This window comes from Candidatus Manganitrophaceae bacterium (assembly GCA_016200325.1).
In the GTDB taxonomy this organism is placed as follows: domain Bacteria; phylum Nitrospirota; class Nitrospiria; order SBBL01; family Manganitrophaceae; genus Manganitrophus.
In genome coordinates, this window is the sequence record JACQEZ010000001.1 from 42,022 (window position 1) to 64,858 (window position 22,837).

Here is a 22,837-nt window from a genome sequence, read left to right on the forward strand (position 1 = left end):
AGCACAGCTGCGGTCTCGATTTAGGCCATCCTCACGACACCCCGATTCAACCGATTGCTTTTTCCTCTTTTTTTGGCTCCGAAGAACGAAGAAGACTTCTGGCGGCGATTCTCCTCACCGGCGGCGTGATGATCATCGAAGCGGTCGGAGGGGTCCTGACCAACAGCTTGGCCCTCCTCTCCGACGCCGGCCATATGCTGACCCATCTTCTTGCGCTTGCCATCAGCTTCTTGGCGATGGTTTTTTCGGTCCGTCCGCCGACCTCGAAGAAGTCGTTTGGTTTTTATCGGCTTGAGATCTTGGCGGCGCTTCTGAATAGTTTTCTCCTCTTCCTGGTGACCGTCTGGATTTTCTACGAGGCATATCAGCGCTTTTATCAGCCGGTTCCGATTGCCACCACCGAGATGATCTGGATTGCCTTGCTCGGTTTGGCGACGAACCTGATCACCGCCTGGTTACTCATCGGGGCGACCCGTCGGAGCCTGAATGTCCGGTCGGCCTATCTCCACATGATCGGCGATACCCTTTCCTCCGTCGGTGTGGTGGCGGCGGCCGGGGCGATCTATCTGACGCAGTGGTGGTTCCTCGATCCGCTCATGGGGGTGTTCCTCTCGCTCTTTATCCTCTATTGGGCCTATCGATTGATGATCGACTCAATCGACATCCTCTTGGAGGCCACCCCGAAGGAGATCGATCCGATCCGGGTGGTGGCGGCGGTGAAGGTGATTGAAGAGGTGCGGGATGTGCACGATGTCCATGTCTGGACCCTCACTTCCGGAATGTATGCGCTGTCGGCGCACGTAGCGGTCGCCGATATGCCGCTGAAAGAAGCGACGCACCTATTGAAGAAGATCAACTTTCTCCTCTGCCAGGAGTTTAAAATCGGCCATGCCGCCATTCAACTCGAGCTGGACGAGGTGTCCCTCCGGTTGTCCAAGTAAAATCGGTTTCTGAAGAGGCGGCTCGAAAAGAGAGGCTCGCATGTCCGACAGCACAAATCGGGAATGGCTTGGCGAACTCGACCATCGGGAGTATCGGCTGGCGCTCGCGCAGTTTGAGCGGGCTGCGGCGCGCCTTCGGCTCGATCCCAACCCGGCCGAGCGATTGAAAAGCCCCCAGCGGATGTTGACCGTCAGCATCCCCATCCGCCGCGATGACGGGCATGTCGAGGTCTTTCGTGGCTATCGGGTGCAGCACGACTCGGCGCTCGGACCGTGCAAGGGGGGCATTCGCTATCATCCCTCCGTGACGCTCGGCGAGACCGCGGCGCTGGCGATGCGGATGACCTGGAAATGCGCGCTCGCCGGCCTACCTTATGGGGGTGCGAAAGGCGGGGTGCGGTGCGATCCGAAGCGCCTCTCGCGAAACGAGCTGCAGCGACTGACCCGGCGATACACCGCCGAAATTTTTCCGATCATCGGGCCGGACCAGGATATCCCGGCCCCCGACGTCGGCACCAACGAGCAGATCATGGCGTGGATCATGGATACCTACAGCCAGCAGGTCGGCTATGCGGTGCCGGGGATCGTCACCGGCAAGCCGATCAGCATCGGCGGCTCCCTTGGGCGGGAGGAGGCGACCGGCCGCGGCCTCTTCGTGGTGATCTTGGAGGCGATGCGCCATCTGAACCTTCCGATATTAGGAAGCACGGCGATCGTGCAGGGCTTCGGAAATGTCGGGAGCCACGCGGCGCGGATCTTATCGGCCTACGGCATCCGGGTGGTCGGGATCTCCGATTCGACGGGGGCGGTCTACAACCCAAGCGGCCTCGATATCTCCCGGCTGCTGGCCCACAAGCGGCAGACCCAAAGCGTGGTCGGCTTTCCGGGGGCGGAGGCCCTCTCCCCCGAGGCGCTCTTGGAGCAGCCATGCACGGTGTTGGTGCCGGCCGCTTTGACAGGGGCGATCCATATTAAAAATGCCGGACGCCTTCAGTGCAAAATCGTTGCGGAGGGGGCGAACGGTCCGACGGAGCTGGAGGCCGATGTCCTCCTCAACGACCGGGGGATCTTCATGATTCCCGATATCTTGGCGAATGCCGGCGGGGTGATCGTCTCCTACTTCGAGTGGGTGCAGGATCTTCAGAACTACTTCTGGAACGAGAAGGAGATCCAAAATCGGCTGGCTGAAATTATGACCGACGCGTTCCAGCGGGTGCTCTCGAAATCGCTCTCTGAAAAGGTCGACATGCGGCTGGCGGCGATGATGACCGGTATCGAGAAGATCGTCCGCGCTCACCTGGCGCGCGGACTTTTTCCATAAAGGGAGAAAACTTCTCCAATCAGGAAGGGACAAGATGAATCTATTTGAACAGATGGGTATGGAAGGGCATGAACAGGTTCTCTTCTGCGCGGATCAAGCCTCCGGCCTTCAAGCGATCGTGGCCGTTCACAGCACGCGTCTGGGACCGGCGCTCGGCGGCTGCCGGATGTGGCCTTATCCCAATTTCGATGCCGCCTTGACCGACGTGCTCCGGCTCTCGAAGGCGATGACCTACAAGGCGGCGATGGCCGACCTTCCGCTCGGCGGTGGAAAGAGCGTCATTTGGGGCGATCCCAAAAAGGATAAGACGGAGGAAAAACTCATTGCCTTCGCGAAGCAGGTCGCCTCGCTCGGAGGAAGATACATCGTGGCCGAAGATGTCGGAATCGGGCTCTCCGACATCGAGCGGATCCACCGGATCATGCCGCATGCCGCCGGCCTTCCGGAAGAACAGGGAGGAAGCGGCGACCCCTCCCCGGCGACGGCGTATGGGGTTTTCTGCGGTATGCGCGCCGCGCTCGAAGAGCGCTTCGGCGACGGCTCTTTTCAAGGGCGAAAGGTGGCCATCCAGGGGATCGGAAAGGTCGGCTATGCCCTTGCCCTCCTGCTGCACCAGGCCGGGGCGAAGCTCGCCGTCTGCGACATGGACCCGGAGCGGGTCATGATGATCTGCAAGGTGACCGGCGCGGACCCTTTTCTGGGACACGAGATTTATCGAGTCGACTGTGATATCTTCTCCCCCTGCGCGCTCGGCGGTTTTATGAATGAGCGGACGATCCCGCGGCTCTCTTGCGCGATCGTCGCCGGGGCGGCGAACAATCAGCTGGAGAATGCCAAGGCGGCGGTGTTGCTGAGGGACCACAATATTCTTTACACCCCCGACTATGTTCTCAATGCCGGCGGCCTGATCAATATTGCCGAAGAGCTGAAGGGCTATTCCAAAGAGCAGGCTTACAAAAAGATCGAGGGGATTTATAACCGTTTAAAAGAGGTGTTTGCCTTTGCCAAGAAAGAATCTCTCCTCCCGTCGGAAGCGGCCGACCGGCTCGCTGAAGCGAGGCTCGGGAGAAGGAGTGGTTGAGAGGCTGGCCGGGCCGAGACCGCTCTGGAAGGCGATTTCGGCGGCGCTCCTCTCCTTGCTCTTTGCGGGGCTCGGCCATCTCATTCTCGCAGAGTATGGCCGGGGGGCGCTGCTGCTGAGCGCTGGGATCGCCGTCTACAGCCTGACCGCTTATTGGCCGCCGGCAACGGCGCTCAATATCGTCCTTTTCATCTTCGCCGCCTTTGATGCCTTTTCGATCGGGCGAAGAGGGTTTGGAATCGTTTAAAGGGGACCCTCCGAAATCTGGGAGAAGTCCGAAGGGGTGTCAGTCGAACGAGGAGGTCCGTATGCAGGCGATGCCCGATAAGAAGGAGAGTCCTCCTTCGGCGACCGACCGGGATATGGAAGCCAAGGTGGAAGGAGTGAAGCCGGCTGAAGGGCCGGTCGGACCCAAGCCGGTCTGGCGGCCGATCTTGGCCGCCTTGCTTTCATTGGTTTTTGCCGGACTCGGGCATCTCTTTTTGAGACAGTATCTGCGGGGGGTGCTCTTTATTTTCTTTGCACTCTCTTTATTGGGGATTTCCGATTATTCTCCCCGCGCCATGATGTTGAACATTATCCTCTTTGTCTTCTCCGCCTTTGATGCTTTTTCATTTGCGAAGAGAGGTTTTGGGGTCATCTGAGACACAACGGTCATTGAATGAAAGCGGCGAGCGCCGAAGTTGGAAAGGAATGTTAAAATAAGCGTATGGCAAGCAAGACAAACAAGATGAATCAGGTCAGAGAAGAAAAATGGTGGGCGGGTCTCAATCAGCCGGACGCCGCTGCGCCCGATATCACGATCATCGGGTTTCCCTATGACGGCGCCGTCTGCTACCGGAAGGGGGCGGCGGAGGGGCCCGATCGAATTCGCCGGATCTCGAGCGAAATTCCGCCGGTGCTGGAAACGGGAGAGATCTTGAAAGAGCTTGTCATTCGAGACGACGGCAACCTTCCGTTCGAAAACGATTTCGTCGCCGCCTTTCCACAGATTGAGGAAGCGGTGGAGGCGCGGGCGGCCCGGTCGTTCGTGTTGACCCTGGGAGGAGACCACTCCGTTGTGATCCCGGTCCATCGCGCCTTCAGCCGGCGGGCGACCGAGAAGATCGGTCTCGTTTTCGTCGATGCGCATACCGACCTCTCCGATGTCTTCGACGGCTCTCCCTATTCGCATGCCTGCCCGCTGCGCCGGACGATGGAGACGGAGCGGTTTGATCCGAAGGTGACGGTGTTGGTCGGCACCCGTTGTTATGAACGGGCCGGGCTGCAGTTTATTCAGGAAAACGGGATGAAGATGTACCCCGCCTACGAGGTGGCCGAGCGGGGGATCGGGGTGATCGCAGACGAGATCCTTAAGCGCTTCGCCGATCTCGAAAATGTCTACCTCTCGATCGACATCGACGCGCTCGATCCCGCCTTTGCGCCCGGCACCGGCATTCCCGATGCGGGGGGGCTCAGCACGCGCGATGTCATTACATTGATCCGACGGCTTCATCCGCTCCCGGTCGTCGGGGCCGATCTGGTGGAGGTCGCTCCACCGCTTGATCTCTCCGACATCACCAGCTTTGCGGCGCTTCGGATCATCACCGAGCTCTTCGGTCTGGTTTATCGGAGAAAGGGACAGAACAGGCGATTTACCCTGAAATAACCGGTGAGCAACCGGCGGCCGGAAGAGGTTTTCGATGAAGAAGAAAAATAAAACCAAGACACCTTCCCTCAAAGGAATTCCCCCGGGACCGAACTCTCAAAAATGGGTGGAGCGGGACAAGGCGGTGATCTCACCTTCCTACACCCGCGCTTATCCGCTGGTCGTCGCGTCGGGGAAGGGGAGCACGATTACCGATGTCGACGGAAACCGCTTCCTCGATTTCACCTCCGGCATCGCCGTGACCGCCACCGGCCATTGCCACCCAAAGGTGGTCAAGGCGATCATTGAACAGGCGAAGCGGCTGATCCACATGTCGGGAACCGACTTCTATTACTCCTCCGAAGTGCTCCTGGCGGAGAAGCTCAATCAGCTCGCGCCGGGCCGGGAGCGGAAGAAGGTCTTTTTCACCAACTCCGGAACGGAATCGACCGAGGCGGCGATGAAGCTCGCCCGCCATCAGACCCGCCGGCCTTACTACCTCGCTTTCTTGGGGGGATTTCATGGAAGAAGCATGGGGGCGCTCTCCCTCACGGCAAGCAAGGTGGTTCATCGGGCCGGTTTCGCCCCGCTGATCCCCGGGGTGATCCATGCGCCCTATCCAAATCCGTACCGTCCGCCGGCCGGCATTCCGGCCGAGGAGTGCGACCGCTATGCGCTGAGCTGGATTCGAGACGTCGCCTTCCGTCACCTCGCCGCCCCGGAAGAGGTCTCGGCGATCTTCGTCGAGCCGATCCAGGGAGAAGGGGGGTACATCGTCCCGCCGAAGCGATTTTTGACCGAGCTCTCCGATCTCGCCCGCGAGTTCGGGATCTTGGTCGCCGTCGATGAAATTCAGACCGGATTCGGACGGACCGGGAAGATGTTCGCCTCGGAGCATTTCAATCTGGTTCCCGACATCATGACCCTGGCGAAGGGGCTCGCGTCGGGGATGCCGCTGGGGGCGATGATCGCCCGCGAAGCGCTGATGCGCTGGGCGCCGGGGGCGCACGCGAATACCTTCGGCGGCAATCCGATCGCCTGCGAGGCGGCGCTGGCGACGATCGACCTGCTGGAGAACGGTCTCACTCAAAATGCGGAGAAGATCGGAAATCATATCCTCTCCCGGCTCCGTGCGATGCAGAAGAGCCATCGCCTGATCGGAGATGTTCGGGGTTTCGGCCTGATGATCGGAATCGAGTTGGTCCGCGACCGCGAGACCAAAGAGATGGCGATTCCGGAGCGGAACAAAATCATCCAGCGCTGCTTTGAAAAAGGGCTCCTGATCTTGGGCTGCGGCCAGAACGTCATCCGCTTCATGCCGCCGCTGGTGATCAAACGTCCGGAGGCGGAGCGAGCGCTCGCGATTTTCGAAGAGGTGCTCGCCGAGGTGGAAGGGGAGCGAACGCCGCGCTGATGCCGCTTGCCATCCGTCGCTGGGAAAAGCCGGGCGAGCCGGCTCAAAAAGTCGCCCTCGAAAAAGAATTAAAGGCCCAAGGCTATCAACCGGAGTTTTGGGTCGACAAGCCGGGCACCCGATATGCCAACCGGAAATATCCAGCAGAAACCGTTCTTTGGATTTTGCGCGGTGAAGTCACCCTCAACGTCGGTATGGAGAGCGAGACCCTCCATGACGGCGACCGAATCATCCTCCCTTCCCAAACCTCCCATACGCTCCAGGTATTGGGAGACAAGCCGCTTCTTTGGTTGATCGCCCAAAAAAAGAAAAGGAAATAACTCAGACCGCTTCCTCCTTAATTTGGCGCTGCTAGGTGGACTTGCCTGGAAAGGGCTATTTATACCTGGAGTATTGCGTTTACTGCTTTTTTATGATCTACTCATCCTGCCCATCGTTTTAAAACGATTATTCTATCTCACTTATCCCGCCGATATGGCATAGCGAATCTCACGATGAAATGGGTCAATCAACATGCCCTCGAGAGGCGTTTCTGCGTTCTATCGCAGCAGAACGTCCTTCTCTTGGAATGAGTTTGTCCGGAACCGGCTCGTATAAGTGCCAGGTATAAATCAAGGAGGGAGAGAAAGACCGTGAAGTCAGTCTGGAAGGTCACGCTATTCCTATCGATCCTGTTCGCCTTCACCACACCTGCCTGGGCGAGCTCATTTTCCGGCGCGGCACGTATCGTCGGAAAAGATCATTCCGGCGATGCGCCGCTATATAAGCAAATCAGGTGGGGAGGAGGGGATTCAAGGTCGGGTGGGGGAAACTTCGGCGGGGGCGGCGGATATGGCTCAGGGGGAGGGAGTGGATCGGGTTCCAATCCGCTCGGCTCCATCAACCGGCTCCGTTACTGGAACCGGATCGCCATCGACACCAGCGGGATCGATCATACCCCGGGGGTGCCGGGGGAGGGCCGCGTCTTTGGAGAGCAGTTGGGACCGACACGCGCGAGCCGGGCGATGGCGATCGTCCACATCGCCATTTTCGACGCCGTGAATGCGATTGCCGGCGGCTATGAAAGCTACACCGGCCTTCCCTCGGTCTTCTCGACGACCTCGATGGATGCGGCCATCGCAGCGGCCGCGCACGATACGCTCGTTGCCCTCTTCCCGGCGCAACGGCAACGGCTCGACGATCTATTTACTGAAGACCTCGCTCAAATCAACGTGGACGACCGCCCAAAGTCCAACGGGATCGACCTGGGACAGCGGGCGGCCGCGGCCATTTTGGCGCTGAGGGCCGGCGACGGCTCGCAGTATCCCGAACCGCATATCGGTGTCGACTTCTTCCCAAGCGACGCGCCGGGGAAATGGCGCCAAGATCCGATCAGCCGAAACGACCTCGCGCTCGGCGCTTTTTGGGGGGGGGTGAGACCGTTCGTCCTCAGCGCGGGGAATCAGTTCCGGGTGCCGCCGCCCCCCGCTTTGACGAGCCCGGCCTATACCGCTGCGTACGACGAGGTCAAGCAGCTGGGGGGAGATGGGTTTGTCACCCCGACGATCCGAACCCCGGAGCAGACGATCATCGGAATCTATTGGGCCTATGATGGAACCCCGAGCCTCTGCGCCCCTCCGCGGCTCTATAACCAGATCACGGTCCAAATCGCCGACCAGATGGGATCGGATATCGTCGAGCTGGCGCGACTGTTGGCCCTGGTGAATGTGGCGCTGGCCGACGCCGGCATCGCGATCTGGGAGTCGAAATATTTCTATCAATTTTGGCGCCCGGTGACCGGAATCCGTGAGTCGGACCCCGGAACCGGTCCCACCGGTGCGGGCGATGGTAATCCGGATACCGAGGGGGATGTGAACTTTACCCCGCTCGGCGCGCCGGCGAGCAATCTGACCGCGCCCGACTTTACCCCCCCTTTCCCGGCCTATCCTTCTGGGCATGCCGGGTTCGGCGGCGCGCTCTTCCAGATCCTTCGTAATTTCTACCGCACCGATGCAATCTCCTTTACGTTTGTCTCGGATGAGTTAAATGGGGTGACGCGGGACAATAATGGACAGGTCCGCCCGCTGATCCCGCGAAGCTTCTCGTCGCTCTCCCAAGCGGAGGAGGAGAATGGCCAGAGCCGGATCTATCTCGGCATCCATTGGGCGTTCGACAAAACGGAGGGGATCGGGCAGGGCCGCCAGATTGCAAATTATGTTTTTCAGAACGCATTTGTGCCGCTGCGTGATACGACACCCGGCGGGGGTTGGGGGCGGTAATTATGCAGTTGGTTTCCCGGCTCCCTCGGTTGGACCCACAATGCTGCACCCTGTAAGGTTACCCGGTTCTTTTTAGATTTTCTCAAAATATTTTTTGGAAGACGGATCCCCTTTTGTTAAACGGAGCCGTAGTTTACAGGTAGTCACTGTATCAGTTCGTGGGGTAAAACCCCACGAACTGAGGAAGTAGGGTTTGGGGAAACGCCCCGCGTCCCAAATAACCTGTTTTCATTTAAAAAATAATGTGTAAAATACGTTTTTGGTCGTCACGGTTTTGGGCATAAAGAAATGAATGTCGAAGTAGATCGTCTTCCGGAAGTGGCTCCGCTCAGAAAACCGGCTCTGCAAATTCCACAACGCTTTTTTTCCCTCGATGCGGTCCGAGGTCTCGCCGCGCTCTCGGTGATCTTCTGGCATTGGCAACATTTCTTCTACCATGGCATCGAGGCGGCGGAGTACGACAGAACCGCCCAGCCGTTCTATCCGCTCTTTTTTGTCTTTTACAATAAAGGGTGGATTGCGGTCGATTTCTTTTTCTCTTTGTCCGGATTTATTTTCTTCTGGCTATATTCTGAGCGGGTCGCCGCGCGCGACATCAGCGGCCGCAACTTCGCGCTCCTTCGTTTCTCCAGACTCTACCCGTTGCACCTGCTGGCGCTGGGGGTGGTGCTCGTCGGCCAATCGGTCATCTATCATCGAACCGGTCAGTTTTTTGTCTATCCTTTTAATGACGTTTATCATTTTATTCTGAATCTTCTCTTTGCCTCCAGTTGGGGGTTTGAGCGGGGTTTTTCATTCAACGCTCCCACATCGTCGGTTTCGATTGAGATCCTCATCTATGCGCTCTTCTTCATCCTCTGTTTAAAAGGGGGAGCGCGTCCCTGGATGCTGGCGCCGCTTGTCCTGGCAGGGCTGATCCTCCTTCGATTCCAGCCGCTTCTGGGCCGGGGTCTCTTTTCATTCTTCTTGGGCGGTCTGGTTTTTTATACATATGCGGCGATGGTCAAAGCGGGTTGGGTTGAAAGGTGGGTCGGGCCGTTTGCCTGGGTCATGATTGCCGGCTGGGTCGTTGCCCTGTTGGAGGGGCGATTTGATCTGATTCCTCTCGGCCGGAAAAGCGCCGCCTTGGCGATTACCGGCGTGTTATTTCCGATGACGATCTTGGCGCTCGCGCTGATTGAGACGAAGCGGGGACATCTCGGGGAGCGACTCTCTCCCCTCGGCGACATCAGCTACTCGCTCTATCTCCTTCATTTTCCATTGCAGTTAACTTTTATGATTGCAATCGGATCGATCGGATGGAGCCCCTCTTTCTTCTATACGAAGACATCGATGCTCGTGTTTTTTACGATACTGATTGGACTCTGCACCTTGAGCTACCGATTCCTCGAACGGCCGGCACAACGGATTTTAAGAGATAAATTTATGGCATAGCCCCAGACGCAGGACAAAGCCCAGACTTGGACCTTCTCAGGGCCGATTTCCTCGCGCCATCCGATGGGTGCCGGGGAGGCGGCCTCTTTATTTTGATGAACGGGTTTCGGAGGGCCAACACCTCCGAGGAGTCTCATGCCTTCAATTGGTCTCATACTTGCAAAAAGTATCAGGGTCGGAACCTGAAAAATCAGATCCTGATAAACAATGAGGAGGTAATGCGATGCGCTATTTCAAAAAGTTGATCTTGGCAACAGTTGTGCTTTCTCTCGTGGCCTCCTTCAGCGCCTGTCAAAAAGGGCCGGCGGAAAAAGCGGGCGAGAAGGTCGATAAAGCGGCCGAAAAAACGAAGGATGAAGTGAAGGATGTGACCCATTAAGAACAGATTCATCAGCAAGCTCCCAGATAGAAAACTTCTGCAGATTGGATGCAAAAAGTAGCGGTGAGGGGCGGGCCTGTCTGCCCCTCACCATCATCTGAAATAAGGATCTGAGGATCATTCTTTTCTCCATACGCTTCTGGTTTTTTGTATGAACATCTCCAGAGCTGTTTGTGTTGTAGGGCGTTATAGACAGCAGCTACAGGCGAGTCAATTCGTTAGTAAAGGTGCCCGGAGTCGGCACCTGCGGCGGTTGTTTTAACCTCCTCTGGGTCGTATATTCCCTTCATCCTCAGAGCGACAGAGCATCCCCTCCCGACGGCCTCCTTTTCTCGGCGGTATTTTTCCGATCCCAGTAGAAGGAAATTCTGAAGGCCGATCTGCTCGAATTCGGGTAGACTTTACCAGATGAAGAAAATTACCAAAGACGACGACGATAAATTGATCGTTGAGGTCTCTTCACGATGGGTGAAGGGGGTCGGCTTCGGGGCGCTCTTCTTTCTCGGCTTTCCCCTGATACGCTTCTTTTTCCATCAACCGCTCGGAAAAGAGCGTCTCATCGGATTTATCGGTGCAGCGATCACCTGCGGCGTGATCTATCTTGGATCTTATGAAGAAAGCCTTTTTACATTTCATTCAGGAGCACGCTTCCTGACCTGGAAGAGAAAGCGCTCCCTTTTGGAGAAGGAAGGGACACTCCCTTTTGACCGGATCACACAGGTGATCTTGCAATCTCCCATCGGGAACAGCAGATATTATCCAAAAGCGCGGGTGACCCTGTTGACCCGCGAAACAGAACTTCCCCTTTCAATTGCGTATGAACAGGATGAAATGAATCAGGTGATCGCGGAGCGGATTCGCTGCCGCCTCGGCCTCTCCGTGGAGCGCCTGGTACCGGACGCTGTTCAATCACTGATTGACCGGGGTCTTGACCTCGATGCCGTCCGGCTTCTTCGGGAAAAAGAGGGACTTTCGTTGATGGAAGCGAAAAACAAAGTTGTGCGACTGAAGGCCCGGGAGAAAAGGTAATGATGGGAATTTGAATTTAGAAAAGGAGGGGACTCTTCTAGATCGATGATGCGAAAGTTGGCGCGTTCCTTTTACGACCGTGACACCGTTGTGGTTGCCAAGGAGCTGCTCGGAAAATATCTTGTCCATCGATCCGACGGGGTGGAGCGGATCGGGCAGATCGTAGAAGTCGAGGCTTATCTTGGAACGCACGATCTGGCCGCGCACTCTTCAAAAGGGCTGACGGAGCGGACGAAAATCATGTTTGGCCCGCCCGGACATGCTTATGTTTACATGATCTATGGCCTCTATTACTGCATGAATGTCGTCACGGAGCGCGAAGGACATGCCTCCGCCGTGCTGTTGCGGGCAATCGCGCCGATAAAAAACATCGTCGGGCGAACCCAAGGGCCTGGGCTTCTCTGCCGGGCGATGCAGATCGACAAACGGCTCAACGGACACGATCTGGAGAGCGACGATTTTTACATTGCTGCGGTGCCGGAGGAGGCGCCGCCGGCGGTCGTTAAACGGCCGCGGGTCGGCGTCGATTATGCACGGCACTGGGCGAGACGATTATTGCGGTTCTACATCAAGGGGAATCGGTTTATTTCAAAGCCTTAATCTCTCTTCATTGCCCAAGCCCCTTGTTTATTAAAAGACGCTGTAAATGAATCTGATTTACGGCGTTTTTATTTTAGGTGAATTGTGATACAAAGATGCTTCTTGAGTTGTTCTGTCTGTACAGGTCCGATTTGAAATAGAAGGGTATGTATTCGATGAGAAAGAGATTACTCTGTTTTTTCACCCTCTTTATTTTATTCGGCGGAACGCGCTTCAATGCCGGCGCGGCAGAGTGGACTCCGTTTGTCGAGGATCATGCATTCAGGCATGCTTATGATAAGCAGAGCATCGTTCATACGCCGAAGGGAATTGTTCGCGTTGCGATCAAAGTCGACCCCAAAGGAAAGGAGGGGCGCGACTTTTTGCTAGAGGTTAGAAAGAAAATCGGCCTCACTCTGGAGGGGTATGATCATTATGGGTTCAGTCTCACAGTGATGGAGATCGACTGCGCAAACCATCAAAAGCGGATTTTGGAGAGCAACGATTTTAATCAAAAAGGGGAGCTTCTCGACAGTGTCTCCTCCCCGAATCCAAAGTGGGCCCCGATCGCGACCGACTCCATCCATGGCCTCTACCAAAAGGTATTCTGCAAGCGTTAAAAAGCCCTCGCTCACTTCGGCCTCTCCGTTCATCCTCAATAAACGTCCCGGTCTCCGTCGCTCAGGGGGTCTAGGATATCGGGTGACCTCTAATTAAATTGAAATTTTGATCCGGACGAAAAAATTTGCAAATAAGGGGAGGAGAAGTTCCATCGGTCCGCTGTTAAGGCGTCGACGGCACGTCATCCTCGCTACCCTTCCGGGCACTAAAATTGCGTAGTAGTATGAGAGCCAGGCAACGTATCCGGTTTGGGTTGCGGATGCGTTTTTTAGCGCAGACGAGGAGGAAAAAATGAACGCAATTGATTTATTGAAAGAAGATCACGAAAAAGTAACTGAATTATTTGAAAAGCTGGAGCCGACGACCGAGCGGGCCGTCAAAAAGCGGGAAGAGCTTTTTGAGAAGCTCAGGAATGAATTAGAAATCCACGCGCAGATTGAGGAAGAGATTTTTTATCCCGCGCTGAAGGAATCGGATGAAACACGCGATATTGTTCTTGAGAGTTATGAAGAGCATAAGATCGTCAAACAGCTTTTAGAAGAGATGGATACCTTGGGTAAAGAGAGCGAAGAATGGACGGCGAAGCTCACCGTTTTAAATGAAAATGTCGAGCATCACGTCGAGGAAGAAGAGGGAGAGATGTTCAAAAGCGCGCGAAAAGTATTGAGCAAAGAGCAGCTCGAAGATCTCGGCGCTCAGATGGAAGCCCAAAAGGAGAAACTCGGAAAAGCCGCCTAGTCGTTCGATGGATCTGCCTGACCTCTGTCAGGGGGTGGATCTCTCGCCCCCTGACCCCTCCCGCGATTGATCACTCTCCGAGCATCTCCCCAATCGGTTTGAGCCCCTCGATCCGATCGCAAATGGCCTTGGCGGCCATGAGGATCGGGATCCCGAGAAGCAATCCCCAGACGCCCCAGATCCAACCCCAAAATAAGATCGCGACGAAGGTCCAGACGGTATTAATCTGACCCGCCTTACTGGTCATTAACGGCGTGATCAGCAGTCCTTCCAAGCTCTTGATCAGGATAGCGATGCCGGCAATCAGAAGCGCCATGGTAATCGTTCCGAATTGGAGATAGCCGACCAGCGCCGTTCCCCCGATGATCACGATCCCGCCAAGGAATGGAATCGATTTGAGAATGCCGGCGACCAATCCCCACATGCCGGCGTTCTCCAGCCCGATCCACCGAAAGGCGATCCAGATTGCCAACGTCACAAAAACCGTCGTGTAGAGCTGCACCAGCAAGAAGCGTTTGATCTGCATATTGACTTCATCGAGGATTTCGACGGTGATTCGCTTCTTCGCAAGGGAGGGTCCTGCGATCTTCACGAGCTTCCTTCTGAAAACGTCTCCCGAGACCAGGAGAAAATAGACCAAGAAAAGAATCATCAACGCTTGAAGTGCGGCGCCGAAGACCCCGACCGTTCCGACCCAAAGATAATCGTGTAGGTTCAACGCCGGTTTCGCCGCTTGCACCTTTGCAGGCTGTTTTGGCTGGCCCCCGTTGGTCGCCTCCGCCGCCGTTTTCTCCAGCTCCGTGGCGGCTTTCTGAACCTTGCTGAGTGTTCCGTCCGGATCGCCTTGGTTGTCATGCAGCGATTGCCTAAGCTTCTGTGCCGCCTCCGGCAGCTGTTCTAGGATCGCATCCCCTTGGCGACCGAGAGAGTAGAACATCGAGCCGGTCGCGGCGACCAGCAGCAGGAGAACCATCGCCGCCCCGATCGTTCGCGGGATTTTGCGGGCTTCCATCCAGGTGACAAGGGGATCGAGCACATAGCTGATAAAGAGCGCCAGGACGAGTGGAATGAGCACTTGGCGTGCCCATTGAAGGGTGAAGAGGGCAGCAAGAAGGGCAATGAAATTGAGGGGGAAATTGCGGACGTTGACGGCTCGAGAGACGACCGCCGGTTCGGGCGGAGAACCGGCGGCTGCGAAAGACTCAGGAGTGGTTTTACCGGCCGAAGGTTTAATTTTTAGCTGCGCCCTTCCCATATAGCATCAAAAGAATCAGGCGATCCGTATGAGTCGTCGCGGTCGTCAAAGTCGTGTCTGGAGTCTTTGGCCCACCGGCGATAGCGTTTAAAGTGCCGATTCTCTTCTTCATCTTCATAGAAAATGTGCTCTTCCATGGTCTCTCCCTCTTAGACGCGTGTTAAATAATGATTGGATCGGTTCGATCGATGTTCCCCAGTTTAAACGACGGCTATTTCTATAGGCAAAACGAATGCCAACCGGAAAATACACTGATATGAGGATGTCTCTTTTAAATCGGCTTTTAGAGGGGCCGTTCGTCTGAAAAAAAATGCAGCTTTCGTGCATCATCACTCTTCTTTTTATGTTCTTACATTCGCTGTGCGACGGTCCTAGTCCCTGCTACGACGGGTGGTCTTCCAGTTCCAACTTGCTTGGACGAGGTGATTGCCCGCCGCATCCTGGATTCCGGAGGTTAAGATCGCGGTATAGGTGGTATCCCTCTTGACCCCGAAAAGAACGAGCCGCGCCGTGCGGCTGGCGGCATCGTAAGTCATCTCGCTGATCGGTACGGCCTTCCCTCCGGAGAGAACCATGAAGTGTCCTTGCAGCGTCTCGGGTTTGATCGGCTCGCTAAACTGCGCGGTGACCGCACTTCCAAGAGCGACGTTGTTGCCGACGGGGAAGTTCTGGATCACTGTCGGTTGCGTATGATCGGGGGCGAGGCCGGTGGTAAAGGACCACTGAACGTCAATCCCGAGGGGCGTTCCGTTTAAATCGGCGACCTCTTTTCGGACGATAACGCGGTAGGTTGTCTTCGGTTGAAGCAGACCGGTCGGATCAAGGGTCGCCGTCCGCGAACTCGCATCGTAACTGACTGAGGCGGCGATTTCTTTCCCGTCCGGAGCCAGGAGGCTGAATCTACCCTGCAGGCTTTGCGGATTGATCTCTTTGCTGAAGGTCGCTTTGACTGAGGTGTTTAAAGCGAGATTCGACCCTGTGTTATCCGGCATGGTGGAGACAATCTTGAGCGGTACGGGAGCACTCACCGCGCGGGTCGTGAACGTCCAGGATTTCCAAACAGGAAGCGGATTCCCCGCGTGATCTCGGACATCACTTGTGACCGTGACCTGATAAGTCGTCTGCGGCTTCAACGGAGCGGTCGGCTGCAGCGTGGCGGTATCGGTTGCATCGTCGTAGTGGATTTCACCGGAGACCCCTTGGACGAAGAAGGTTTCGACGCGAAGGGTTTCCGGCAGAATCGATTCGGAGAAGACCACCCGGATTGGTGTGTCAATCGCGACGTCGGTCGCGTCCTCCCGAGGGAAGACGTCGGTGATCTCCGGCGCCGCCGGATCAGAGGGTGTCCCGAGGGTGGGACCGGTGGTGAATGACCAGATGACAATGGAGGGGAGCGGAGCCCCATCGAGGTCTTTGATCCCGGTCGTCAGAACCGCTTGATAGGTTTTCCCGATTTCGAAGGGAGCCGCCGGGGTAAAGGTCGCCGTCTGTCCCCGATAGCTCACCTCGCCGCTGACCCCCGTTACAACGAACGTATCTTTATTAACGGTTGCCGGGTCGATCGGAGAAGAGAAGGTGGCATGGATTTCGGCGGCGGGGGAGACATTTACCGCGCCCGACGGGGGATCGGTTGCTATGTTCATCGAGGGGTCCCCGGTTCCGGCACTGCCGCAGCCGGAGAGGGAGAATAACAAAAAGTAGAGCAGGAGGAGCGCGCGCGCTTTGGACGGCGCTTGACATCCGGACAAGGCGAGCGTGTCCCCTCGTCGGAAATCGGTAGAGCGAAGGTCTCGCAGTCGTCGCGGGCTTCGCGGTTTTATCATATTGCTGTTCCGGGTTGTTAAAAGTGGAGCCCGACGTTTCCGTAAGAAGGGACCCTCTACGGGCAAAGCTTCCGCCGGGCGGCCGATCGGTCTTTCATGAGAATTTGCAAGCGGAGTGCCTCGTTTTGGCTGTGTGGTTGAAGCGTCTTAGATAAGAATTTTTACTCGCGAAACAGGTTCAGAGGCATTTATCAAAGAAGTTCCGCGGTCCGGGAGATTGGAATAGGTTCAACCAGGAGGCAAATAGATGCACATCTCTGCTCATTTAATGCAACAGAGAAAGGAAATGGACCGATCGACTTGCGAAGACGAAAAACAGCAGGTATCATAATGACATCGTTCCCGTCAAAGGAGAAAAGATGGAGCCATCCCAATTCCCGCCCCCCGTTCAACCGGGAGAGTTTATATCACCGATCCGGTCCAGTCCGGAAAACCGGATCGAGGTCGGCATCCTTTTCGTCGGGGCCGGTCCGGCGAACCTTGCCGGTGCAGTCCGCTTGGCGCAGCTGCTGGAGACCGATCCGGAAGTAAAGGGAAGGCTCGGTGAATTCCCCATCGCGATTGCTGAGAAGGGGAAATATCCGGGGGCCCATCTGCTCGCCGGGGCGATTCTAAATCCCCGCTCCCTCCAACGGCTCTTCCCGGACTTGAAGGGAGGGACCTTCCCGCTCGAAGTCCCCGTCCAAAAAGAGGCCCTTTATCTTCTCTCCGAGAAGAAGGCCTATCCAGCGCCGATGCCGCCGACGATGCGAAATCATGGAAACTATGTGATCTCGGTCAGCCGATTTGGAAAGTGGCTCGCGGAGCAGGCCGAAGCGCTCGGCGTTTCGATTTTCAGCGAGACCGCCGGGGTGAAACTCCTCGTCGAAAACGGGGCGATTCGCGGGGTGAAGACCGGCGACAAGGGACGCGACCGGAGCGGCGCGCCGATGGAAAATTTTCAGGAAGGGGCGGAGATTCTCGCCAAGGCGACCGTCTTGGGGGAAGGGGCGCAGGGGCATTTGACGCAGGCGGCGATCGCGCACTTCGGAATCACCCGGAGCAATCCACAGACCTACTCGCTCGGCGTGAAAGAAATTTGGGAGGTCCCACACCCGCCGGCGGAGGTGATCCACACGATGGGGTGGCCGCTCCGAGGGGCTAAAAAATATAATGAATTCGGCGGCAGCTTTCTCTATCCGATGGGGGGAAACCTGGTCTCGCTCGGACTCGTCGTCGGGCTCGGCTACCGAAACGCCTGTACGTCGGTTCACGACCTTCTTCAGTTGATGAAGACCCACCCGTTCTTCCGAAAGATTCTGGAAGGGGGCCGGCGCCTTGAAAATGGATGGGGGGCGAAGACGATTCCGGAGGGAGGGTATTATTCTATCCCCGACCGTCTCTTTATGCCCGGGGGGGTGTTGGTCGGCGACTCCGCCGGGTTCCTCAATGTGCCGGCGCTGAAGGGGATTCACTATGCGATGGCCTCGGGAATGCTTGCCGCCGAGGCGATCTTTGCGGCGTTGAAATCGGGAAAGGATCTCGCGTCATCGGATTCCTTGTCTGGATATGATGCGTCGATGCGGCAGAGTTTTGTCATGCACGATCTCCATCGCGTCCGGAACATGCGCCAAGCGTTCGATCATGGATTCATCCCGGGAGTCGTGCTGGCCGGACTGATGACGGTCACCGGTGGCGCTTTTCCCGGATGGCGGTTCAAAGCGCGGCGGGATGCCGACGAGCCGCTCTTTATCGAGAAGAGAGAATATCCTCCCCCGGACGGGAAATATCTCTTCGACAAACTCACCAGTGTCCATGCCAGCGGCAACAGCAGCCGCGACAACCAGCCGAATCACCTCCGGGTGGAGGTGCAGGTTCCGGAGGAGGTCGGGGAGGCGTGGATTCATATGTGCCCTGCCCATGTTTACGAGTGGGCCACTGATTCTGAAGGACGAAGGGTCATTCGGATGAACCCGACCAACTGCGTCCAGTGCGGCGCCATCGGCGCCAAAGGGGGGAGATTAACCCCTCCGGAAGGGGGAAGCGGTCCTCAGTATTCCCTCACTTAAACATTCCTTTATAAAATCAATAACTTAAATTATCCCTGGGTGATTGTAAATTCTTTGATCCTTTCCTCTCAAGTTTTTCTTCAGGCCTGCCGATAAGAGAGTGTAAGGAGGAAAAGAAGGATGCTCTCACCCTTGGGGGCCTCTCTTTCGGGGCTCCGCGCCAGTATAGAGAAGATTGACGCATCGGCAAACAATGTTGCCAATCTCAGCACCGACCGATTCAAAAAAGATTCGATCCTCCTCAGTGAAGGAGCGGGCGGCGGGGTGGTCGTTGAGGTTGAAAAGAGCACCGAGCCGGGCCCTTTTTACCAATCCCCAAAAGGCGAATTGGTCCAAGCCTCCAATGCCGATCTGACCGAAGAATCAACCCAACAGCTCCTCGCCAAGTATGCTTTTAGTATGAATCTCGCCACCCTAAAGACCACCGATGAAATGGAGAACGGGATCATCGACCTTCTTGCCTGATCCTCCCTCTTCTCTTCTTCCGTCGCACGCCGGAATGTTTTATCTTCCTGAAATAAAAATTTGAAATCGGTGTTCAAGATCGGTTTGTTCGGGAGCAATCAGTCTCCCGGCGGTGGCCGCCTACCTGATGAGCCGGAGAATAAAGCAAAATCGATTGCGTCGCGATTCAAGATAGGGTATATAGAAATCAGTCCATTCTTCGAAGCGATGCGCCGTTTGAAGATCTGAATGCAGTCAAGGATCAGGGATGAGACGATTTAAGCTTCTTCAGCCGGGAGATCCGGAAGACGAGACGGTCGAGAGAGTCGAGACGGAACAAGGGTCACCGCCGCCTCGTTCCTGGAAGGAGTGGCTCCGGTTTCTTTTCTGGACCTTGGTGTGGGGTGGGGGGACCCTCTGGCTCACGCTCGAAATTATAAAGGTCTTCAAAGAGAAGGCGCACTATTTCTAGCTCCCTGCCGGGAATTTGAATGAACTGGCAAAGATCCCGGAATTCTGTCACTTCGAAAAAATCCTTTGTAAGGCGAACCGGATGGATGAAGAGCTTCAGCCTTCGGAGGCGACCCCTCCCCTGCGGTTTGGCCGATGGGAGCAGGCGATTGAGGTCGCCGTTTTTCTTTTTCTGATTGTTCCATCGATGATCGTCTCCTTCTTTGCAATGAAGCAAGGCGCGCTGAACTTTGTGACGATGGCCTCCGGAACGCTCCTCCGGGATCTCGCCCTGACGAGCCTCGTCCTCTATTTCCTTTGGCGAAACGGCGAGTCGTGGAGGACGATCGGCTGGTCTGCGGAAGGGGCCCGCCGCGAGGCGGCGCTCGGGGCGGCACTCTTTCTTCCCGTCTTTATCGGCGCGGGGATGCTCGGAGCGGCCCTGCAGCAGGTCGGTTTCTCGACTCCGTCTATTCCTGTCTCCTCGCTCCTGCCGGGCGACAGCACCGCGCAACGGCTCCTCTCCTTGGCCCTGGTGGCGGTGGTCGCCGTGTCGGAGGAGACGATCTTCAGAGGATATTTGATGCTCCGCTTTAAGACGGTTTTAGGGAGCGCCCGGGGCGCGCTGTTTCTCTCTTCAGTCCTCTTCGCCGCCGGGCATGGTTATCAGGGGATGGCGGGAATTCTCACCGTCGGTGTGTTGGGGCTGATCTTCGGGGCGGTTTACCTCTGGCGTGGAAGTCTCGTTGCGCCGATCGTCATGCATTTTCTTCACGACTTCGTCGGAATCATCCTTCTCTCCACGGTCGGAAAATGATCAGAGCTGTTTAAGCCGCCCTTGGCGGCGGCGCTCGGCCTTGGAGAGGCGGCGGGGATTCCCTTTCTTCGGCCCCGGTTGCGAGAGCGGTTCGGAGCTGTCGTCTTTATCTTCTAGGGGGGCAAGATGGGTCGGTCCGGACGGCCCAGCCGCTCCGATGGAACTGTTTGGAGAGAGGGCCGAGTGGAGCCGCGCTTCAAACTCTCCGGAGAAAACCGCCACCCCGCCATGGCTTCGAACTTGATCTTGAACCGCCCGGTCGGAGGAGACAACGGTGCATCCCTCCCGAAGCGCCTCCGCCATCCGGATGATTACATCGTCGGCCGATTCTCCATAGCCGGAGAAGACCACCTCAACCCCGCCGCTCCGCTCCGCACCCCCTCTCCCTTCCCCATCAAAAACGACGGTGATCGGAAAACCTTTGATCGTGCGATAGGAAGAGAGCTGGTCGATCAGGCGGCGACGTTTCTCCTCGAGATAGCCCCGGAGGCCCTTTTGCCGACCGATGAAGTTGTAGCCATCAACGATGATCTCCATGCGGTGATTGTATGCGAGGGGTGGCGGGTTTGGCAAGTACAACGATCAATCTAAAGGCGGGATTCTACTCCCTATCCGGCTTACTTTGTCCGTTTCTTTTTGATCTGTGCCCAATCGTAGGGGAGCGGCTTGCTCTCCCAGGGGCCTAGCTTTTTGATTTCGTTTTGGATGGCTTCGGCACGGCTGGCGCTGGGAGGGTGGGTGGAAAGAAGCGGGATGGAGACCCCTTCCTCTTTGGCGAGCCGGTGGAAAAAGGTGATCATGCCATTCGGATCGACTTTCGCCTCCTTCAGAAGGGCGAGGGCCTCTCGGTCGGCCTCCGATTCTTGATCGCGTCCGAAGCGCAAAAGCGGTAATTGGGCGGCGGCCTCTCCGATCTGCCCGCTTCCTTGCCCGCCCCATTCGCTAAAAATCAGCGTGAGGACGACCTGCCAGCCGAGCTGATGAACGATCCCTTTCAGACTGTGCCGCTGAAGGACATGCTCGGCTTCGTGGGCGAGGACGCCGGCGACCTCTTCGGCCGAATCGGCTGCGCGAATCAGCCCGGTGAAAATGACGACATGTCCCCCCGGGATTGCAAACGCATTAACCGTCGGGTCATTGGCCACGTGCCAGTGAAAGGGGTAAGGGGCTCCTTTCGTCAGGCGCTCTCCGATCTCCTCGATCGCCTGGGTCGTCTCCCCTTTCGGGAGGAGTGTCAAGCCGGTCTGAGTCTGCGCATAAATCAGATCGCCCCATTGTCTTTCCGAGGCGAGGGAGATTCTCTGAACGGCCCATGCGGCGAGGGTATCCGACTGCCACCAGAGCGCCAATCCCAAAAGGAGGGGGAGGAGAAGAATAAAACCGAGGAGCATCCAGCCGAACCGCATTCCCCTTTGAACGCGTTCGGTCTGCTTTCGCCACTGCATCAGCTGCGGCGCGAGCGAAGGAGGGGCGAGGGAGAGGAAGGTCTCTTTGGCACGATCGTCGGAGAGAACCAGTGATCGCACCGCTCCATTTTCAGTCCAGGCGAGGGTCATCTGATCGTGGTTGAACCCGCCGGCGGTCACCCGCAACGCTTCGAAGAGGAGGGTCTCTTCCATCGGCTCACCCGGATGAAGGGTAACGCCTGTGACCGTTATCCGAACCGGTATCCGGCTTCCCTGGGGTGGAAGTCCCGGGCCGAAGGAGAGCGCCTCAAACAGTTCTATCTCAGAGAGGGAAGCCACCGGCCGCTCAGTTATCCCCCTCCAGCAGACCGCCCAATCCGCCGAGGATCGATCCCTCCTCTCGTCCCCGGCCGAGCCCCGGTATCGCCGAGTAAAGCCGGCTCGCCAGGCGGCTGAGCGGGAGCGATTGCAGCCAGATCTTCCCCGGCCCCTGAAGGGTGGCATAGAAGAAGCCCTCTCCCGAAAAGAGGGCCGACTTGATTTTGCCGATATACTCAATGTCGTAGGTGACCGACGGCTGCAACGCAACGATGCAGCCGGTATCGACCCGGATCATCTCGCCGGGGGCGAGATTTTTTTCGGCCAATGTCCCGCCGGCATGGATGAAGGCGAGTCCGTCTCCTTCGAGCTTCTCCATGATGAATCCTTCCCCGCCGAAGAGACCGACCCCCAGCTTTCGTTGAAAAGCGATTCCGACCGAGACCCCTTTGGCCGCGCAGAGGAAGGCATCTTTTTGACAGATGAGCTGGCCGCCGAGCTCCTTCAGATCGACCGGGATGATCTTCCCCGCGTAAGGGGCGGCGAAGGCCACTTTTTTCTTGCCGCTTCCCCGGTTGATGAAGATCGTCATAAAGAGCGACTCGCCGGTCAGCAGCCGCTTGCCGGCGCCGAGAAGGGCCCCCATCAAACCGGACTTCTGCTGGGAGCCGTCGCCGAAGACCGTTTCCAGCTCGATTCCGCTCTCCATGAACATCATCGCGCCCGCCTCGGCCACGGCCGCTTCGGCGGGATCGAGCTCGATCTCGACATACTGCATCTCCGATCCGAAAATTTGATAATCGATTACATCCATTCGTGCCATCTCTTTGCTCCTTTATTTGGGCCCGTTGGCC

The 22,837-nt window shown here is 56.8% G+C and carries 24 protein-coding genes; 19 read left to right on the forward strand and 5 right to left on the reverse strand.

Annotated features, from left to right (window positions below):
* Positions 1-128: 128 nt before the first annotated feature.
* The 15 genes from HY282_00170 (at position 129) to HY282_00240 (ending at position 13,422) form a co-directional block, all read left to right on the forward strand.
* Positions 129-941, forward strand: coding sequence for a cation transporter (locus tag HY282_00170; protein ID MBI3802163.1), 813 nt, complete (start codon positions 129-131; stop codon positions 939-941).
* 40 nt (positions 942-981) lie between these two features.
* On the forward strand, positions 982-2,262 hold the full coding sequence (locus HY282_00175; protein ID MBI3802164.1) for a Glu/Leu/Phe/Val dehydrogenase: 1,281 nt from the start codon (positions 982-984) through the stop codon (positions 2,260-2,262).
* 34 nt (positions 2,263-2,296) lie between these two features.
* Positions 2,297-3,343: a Glu/Leu/Phe/Val dehydrogenase gene (locus HY282_00180; GenBank protein ID MBI3802165.1), complete on the forward strand. Its 1,047-nt coding sequence runs from the start codon at positions 2,297-2,299 to the stop codon at positions 3,341-3,343.
* A complete protein-coding gene (locus tag HY282_00185) occupies positions 3,336-3,590 on the forward strand; it encodes a hypothetical protein (protein ID MBI3802166.1) in 255 nt (84 codons plus the stop codon). The genes HY282_00180 and HY282_00185 overlap by 8 nt, the downstream gene beginning before the upstream one ends.
* Before the next feature lie 61 nt (positions 3,591-3,651).
* Complete coding sequence (locus HY282_00190; protein ID MBI3802167.1) at positions 3,652-3,987, forward strand: hypothetical protein; 336 nt, start codon at positions 3,652-3,654, stop codon at positions 3,985-3,987.
* Positions 3,988-4,073: 86 nt separating this feature from the next.
* A complete protein-coding gene (speB, locus tag HY282_00195) occupies positions 4,074-4,991 on the forward strand; it encodes an agmatinase (GenBank protein MBI3802168.1) in 918 nt (305 codons plus the stop codon).
* Between the two features lie 34 nt (positions 4,992-5,025).
* Complete coding sequence (locus tag HY282_00200) at positions 5,026-6,384, forward strand: acetyl ornithine aminotransferase family protein (protein MBI3802169.1); 1,359 nt, start codon at positions 5,026-5,028, stop codon at positions 6,382-6,384.
* Positions 6,384-6,704, forward strand: a complete 321-nt coding sequence (locus tag HY282_00205; GenBank protein MBI3802170.1) for a cupin domain-containing protein — start codon at positions 6,384-6,386, stop codon at positions 6,702-6,704. Before HY282_00200 ends, HY282_00205 begins: the two co-directional genes overlap by 1 nt.
* Positions 6,705-7,016: 312 nt before the next feature.
* The gene (locus HY282_00210) at positions 7,017-8,642 is read left to right on the forward strand and encodes a phosphatase PAP2 family protein (protein MBI3802171.1); all 1,626 of its coding nucleotides are present in this window, start codon (positions 7,017-7,019) and stop codon (positions 8,640-8,642) included.
* A 288-nt stretch (positions 8,643-8,930) separates the two neighbouring features.
* Complete coding sequence (locus HY282_00215) at positions 8,931-10,076, forward strand: acyltransferase (protein ID MBI3802172.1); 1,146 nt, start codon at positions 8,931-8,933, stop codon at positions 10,074-10,076.
* Positions 10,077-10,299: 223 nt separating this feature from the next.
* Positions 10,300-10,455, forward strand: coding sequence for a transport-associated protein (locus tag HY282_00220; GenBank protein ID MBI3802173.1), 156 nt, complete (start codon positions 10,300-10,302; stop codon positions 10,453-10,455).
* A 408-nt stretch (positions 10,456-10,863) separates the two neighbouring features.
* Entirely contained in the window at positions 10,864-11,484 is a 621-nt protein-coding gene (locus tag HY282_00225; protein MBI3802174.1) for a hypothetical protein, read from the forward strand.
* Positions 11,485-11,532: 48 nt separating this feature from the next.
* Positions 11,533-12,084, forward strand: a complete 552-nt coding sequence (locus HY282_00230) for a DNA-3-methyladenine glycosylase (protein ID MBI3802175.1) — start codon at positions 11,533-11,535, stop codon at positions 12,082-12,084.
* Positions 12,085-12,239: 155 nt separating this feature from the next.
* Positions 12,240-12,683: a hypothetical protein gene (locus HY282_00235; GenBank protein ID MBI3802176.1), complete on the forward strand. Its 444-nt coding sequence runs from the start codon at positions 12,240-12,242 to the stop codon at positions 12,681-12,683.
* A 292-nt stretch (positions 12,684-12,975) separates the two neighbouring features.
* Positions 12,976-13,422, forward strand: a complete 447-nt coding sequence (locus HY282_00240; protein MBI3802177.1) for a hemerythrin domain-containing protein — start codon at positions 12,976-12,978, stop codon at positions 13,420-13,422.
* A gap of 70 nt (positions 13,423-13,492) precedes the next feature.
* Here the strand turns inward: HY282_00240 and HY282_00245 are convergent, their stop codons facing one another.
* A complete protein-coding gene (locus tag HY282_00245) occupies positions 13,493-14,677 on the reverse strand; it encodes an AI-2E family transporter (protein MBI3802178.1) in 1,185 nt (394 codons plus the stop codon).
* Between the two features lie 371 nt (positions 14,678-15,048).
* A complete protein-coding gene (locus HY282_00250) occupies positions 15,049-16,500 on the reverse strand; it encodes an Ig-like domain-containing protein (protein MBI3802179.1) in 1,452 nt (483 codons plus the stop codon).
* A 359-nt stretch (positions 16,501-16,859) separates the two neighbouring features.
* On the opposite strand from HY282_00250, the gene HY282_00255 reads away from it, so the two are divergent.
* From HY282_00255 to HY282_00270, 4 genes are all read left to right on the forward strand, one after another.
* Positions 16,860-18,548, forward strand: a complete 1,689-nt coding sequence (locus tag HY282_00255) for a 4Fe-4S dicluster domain-containing protein (GenBank protein ID MBI3802180.1) — start codon at positions 16,860-16,862, stop codon at positions 18,546-18,548.
* 120 nt (positions 18,549-18,668) lie between these two features.
* Complete coding sequence (locus tag HY282_00260; protein ID MBI3802181.1) at positions 18,669-19,013, forward strand: flagellar biosynthesis protein FlgC; 345 nt, start codon at positions 18,669-18,671, stop codon at positions 19,011-19,013.
* Positions 19,014-19,260: 247 nt separating this feature from the next.
* Positions 19,261-19,464: a hypothetical protein gene (locus HY282_00265; GenBank protein MBI3802182.1), complete on the forward strand. Its 204-nt coding sequence runs from the start codon at positions 19,261-19,263 to the stop codon at positions 19,462-19,464.
* Between the two features lie 81 nt (positions 19,465-19,545).
* A complete protein-coding gene (locus HY282_00270) occupies positions 19,546-20,259 on the forward strand; it encodes a CPBP family intramembrane metalloprotease (protein MBI3802183.1) in 714 nt (237 codons plus the stop codon).
* Here HY282_00270 and HY282_00275 read toward each other — a convergent pair whose 3' ends face one another.
* From HY282_00275 to HY282_00285, 3 genes are all read right to left on the reverse strand, one after another.
* Positions 20,260-20,796, reverse strand: a complete 537-nt coding sequence (locus HY282_00275; protein ID MBI3802184.1) for an NYN domain-containing protein — start codon at positions 20,794-20,796, stop codon at positions 20,260-20,262. It lies immediately after the preceding gene.
* Positions 20,797-20,876: 80 nt separating this feature from the next.
* Positions 20,877-22,004, reverse strand: a complete 1,128-nt coding sequence (locus tag HY282_00280; protein MBI3802185.1) for a M48 family metallopeptidase — start codon at positions 22,002-22,004, stop codon at positions 20,877-20,879.
* 7 nt (positions 22,005-22,011) lie between these two features.
* Positions 22,012-22,806: a TIGR00266 family protein gene (locus tag HY282_00285; protein ID MBI3802186.1), complete on the reverse strand. Its 795-nt coding sequence runs from the start codon at positions 22,804-22,806 to the stop codon at positions 22,012-22,014.
* Positions 22,807-22,837: the final 31 nt, after the last annotated feature.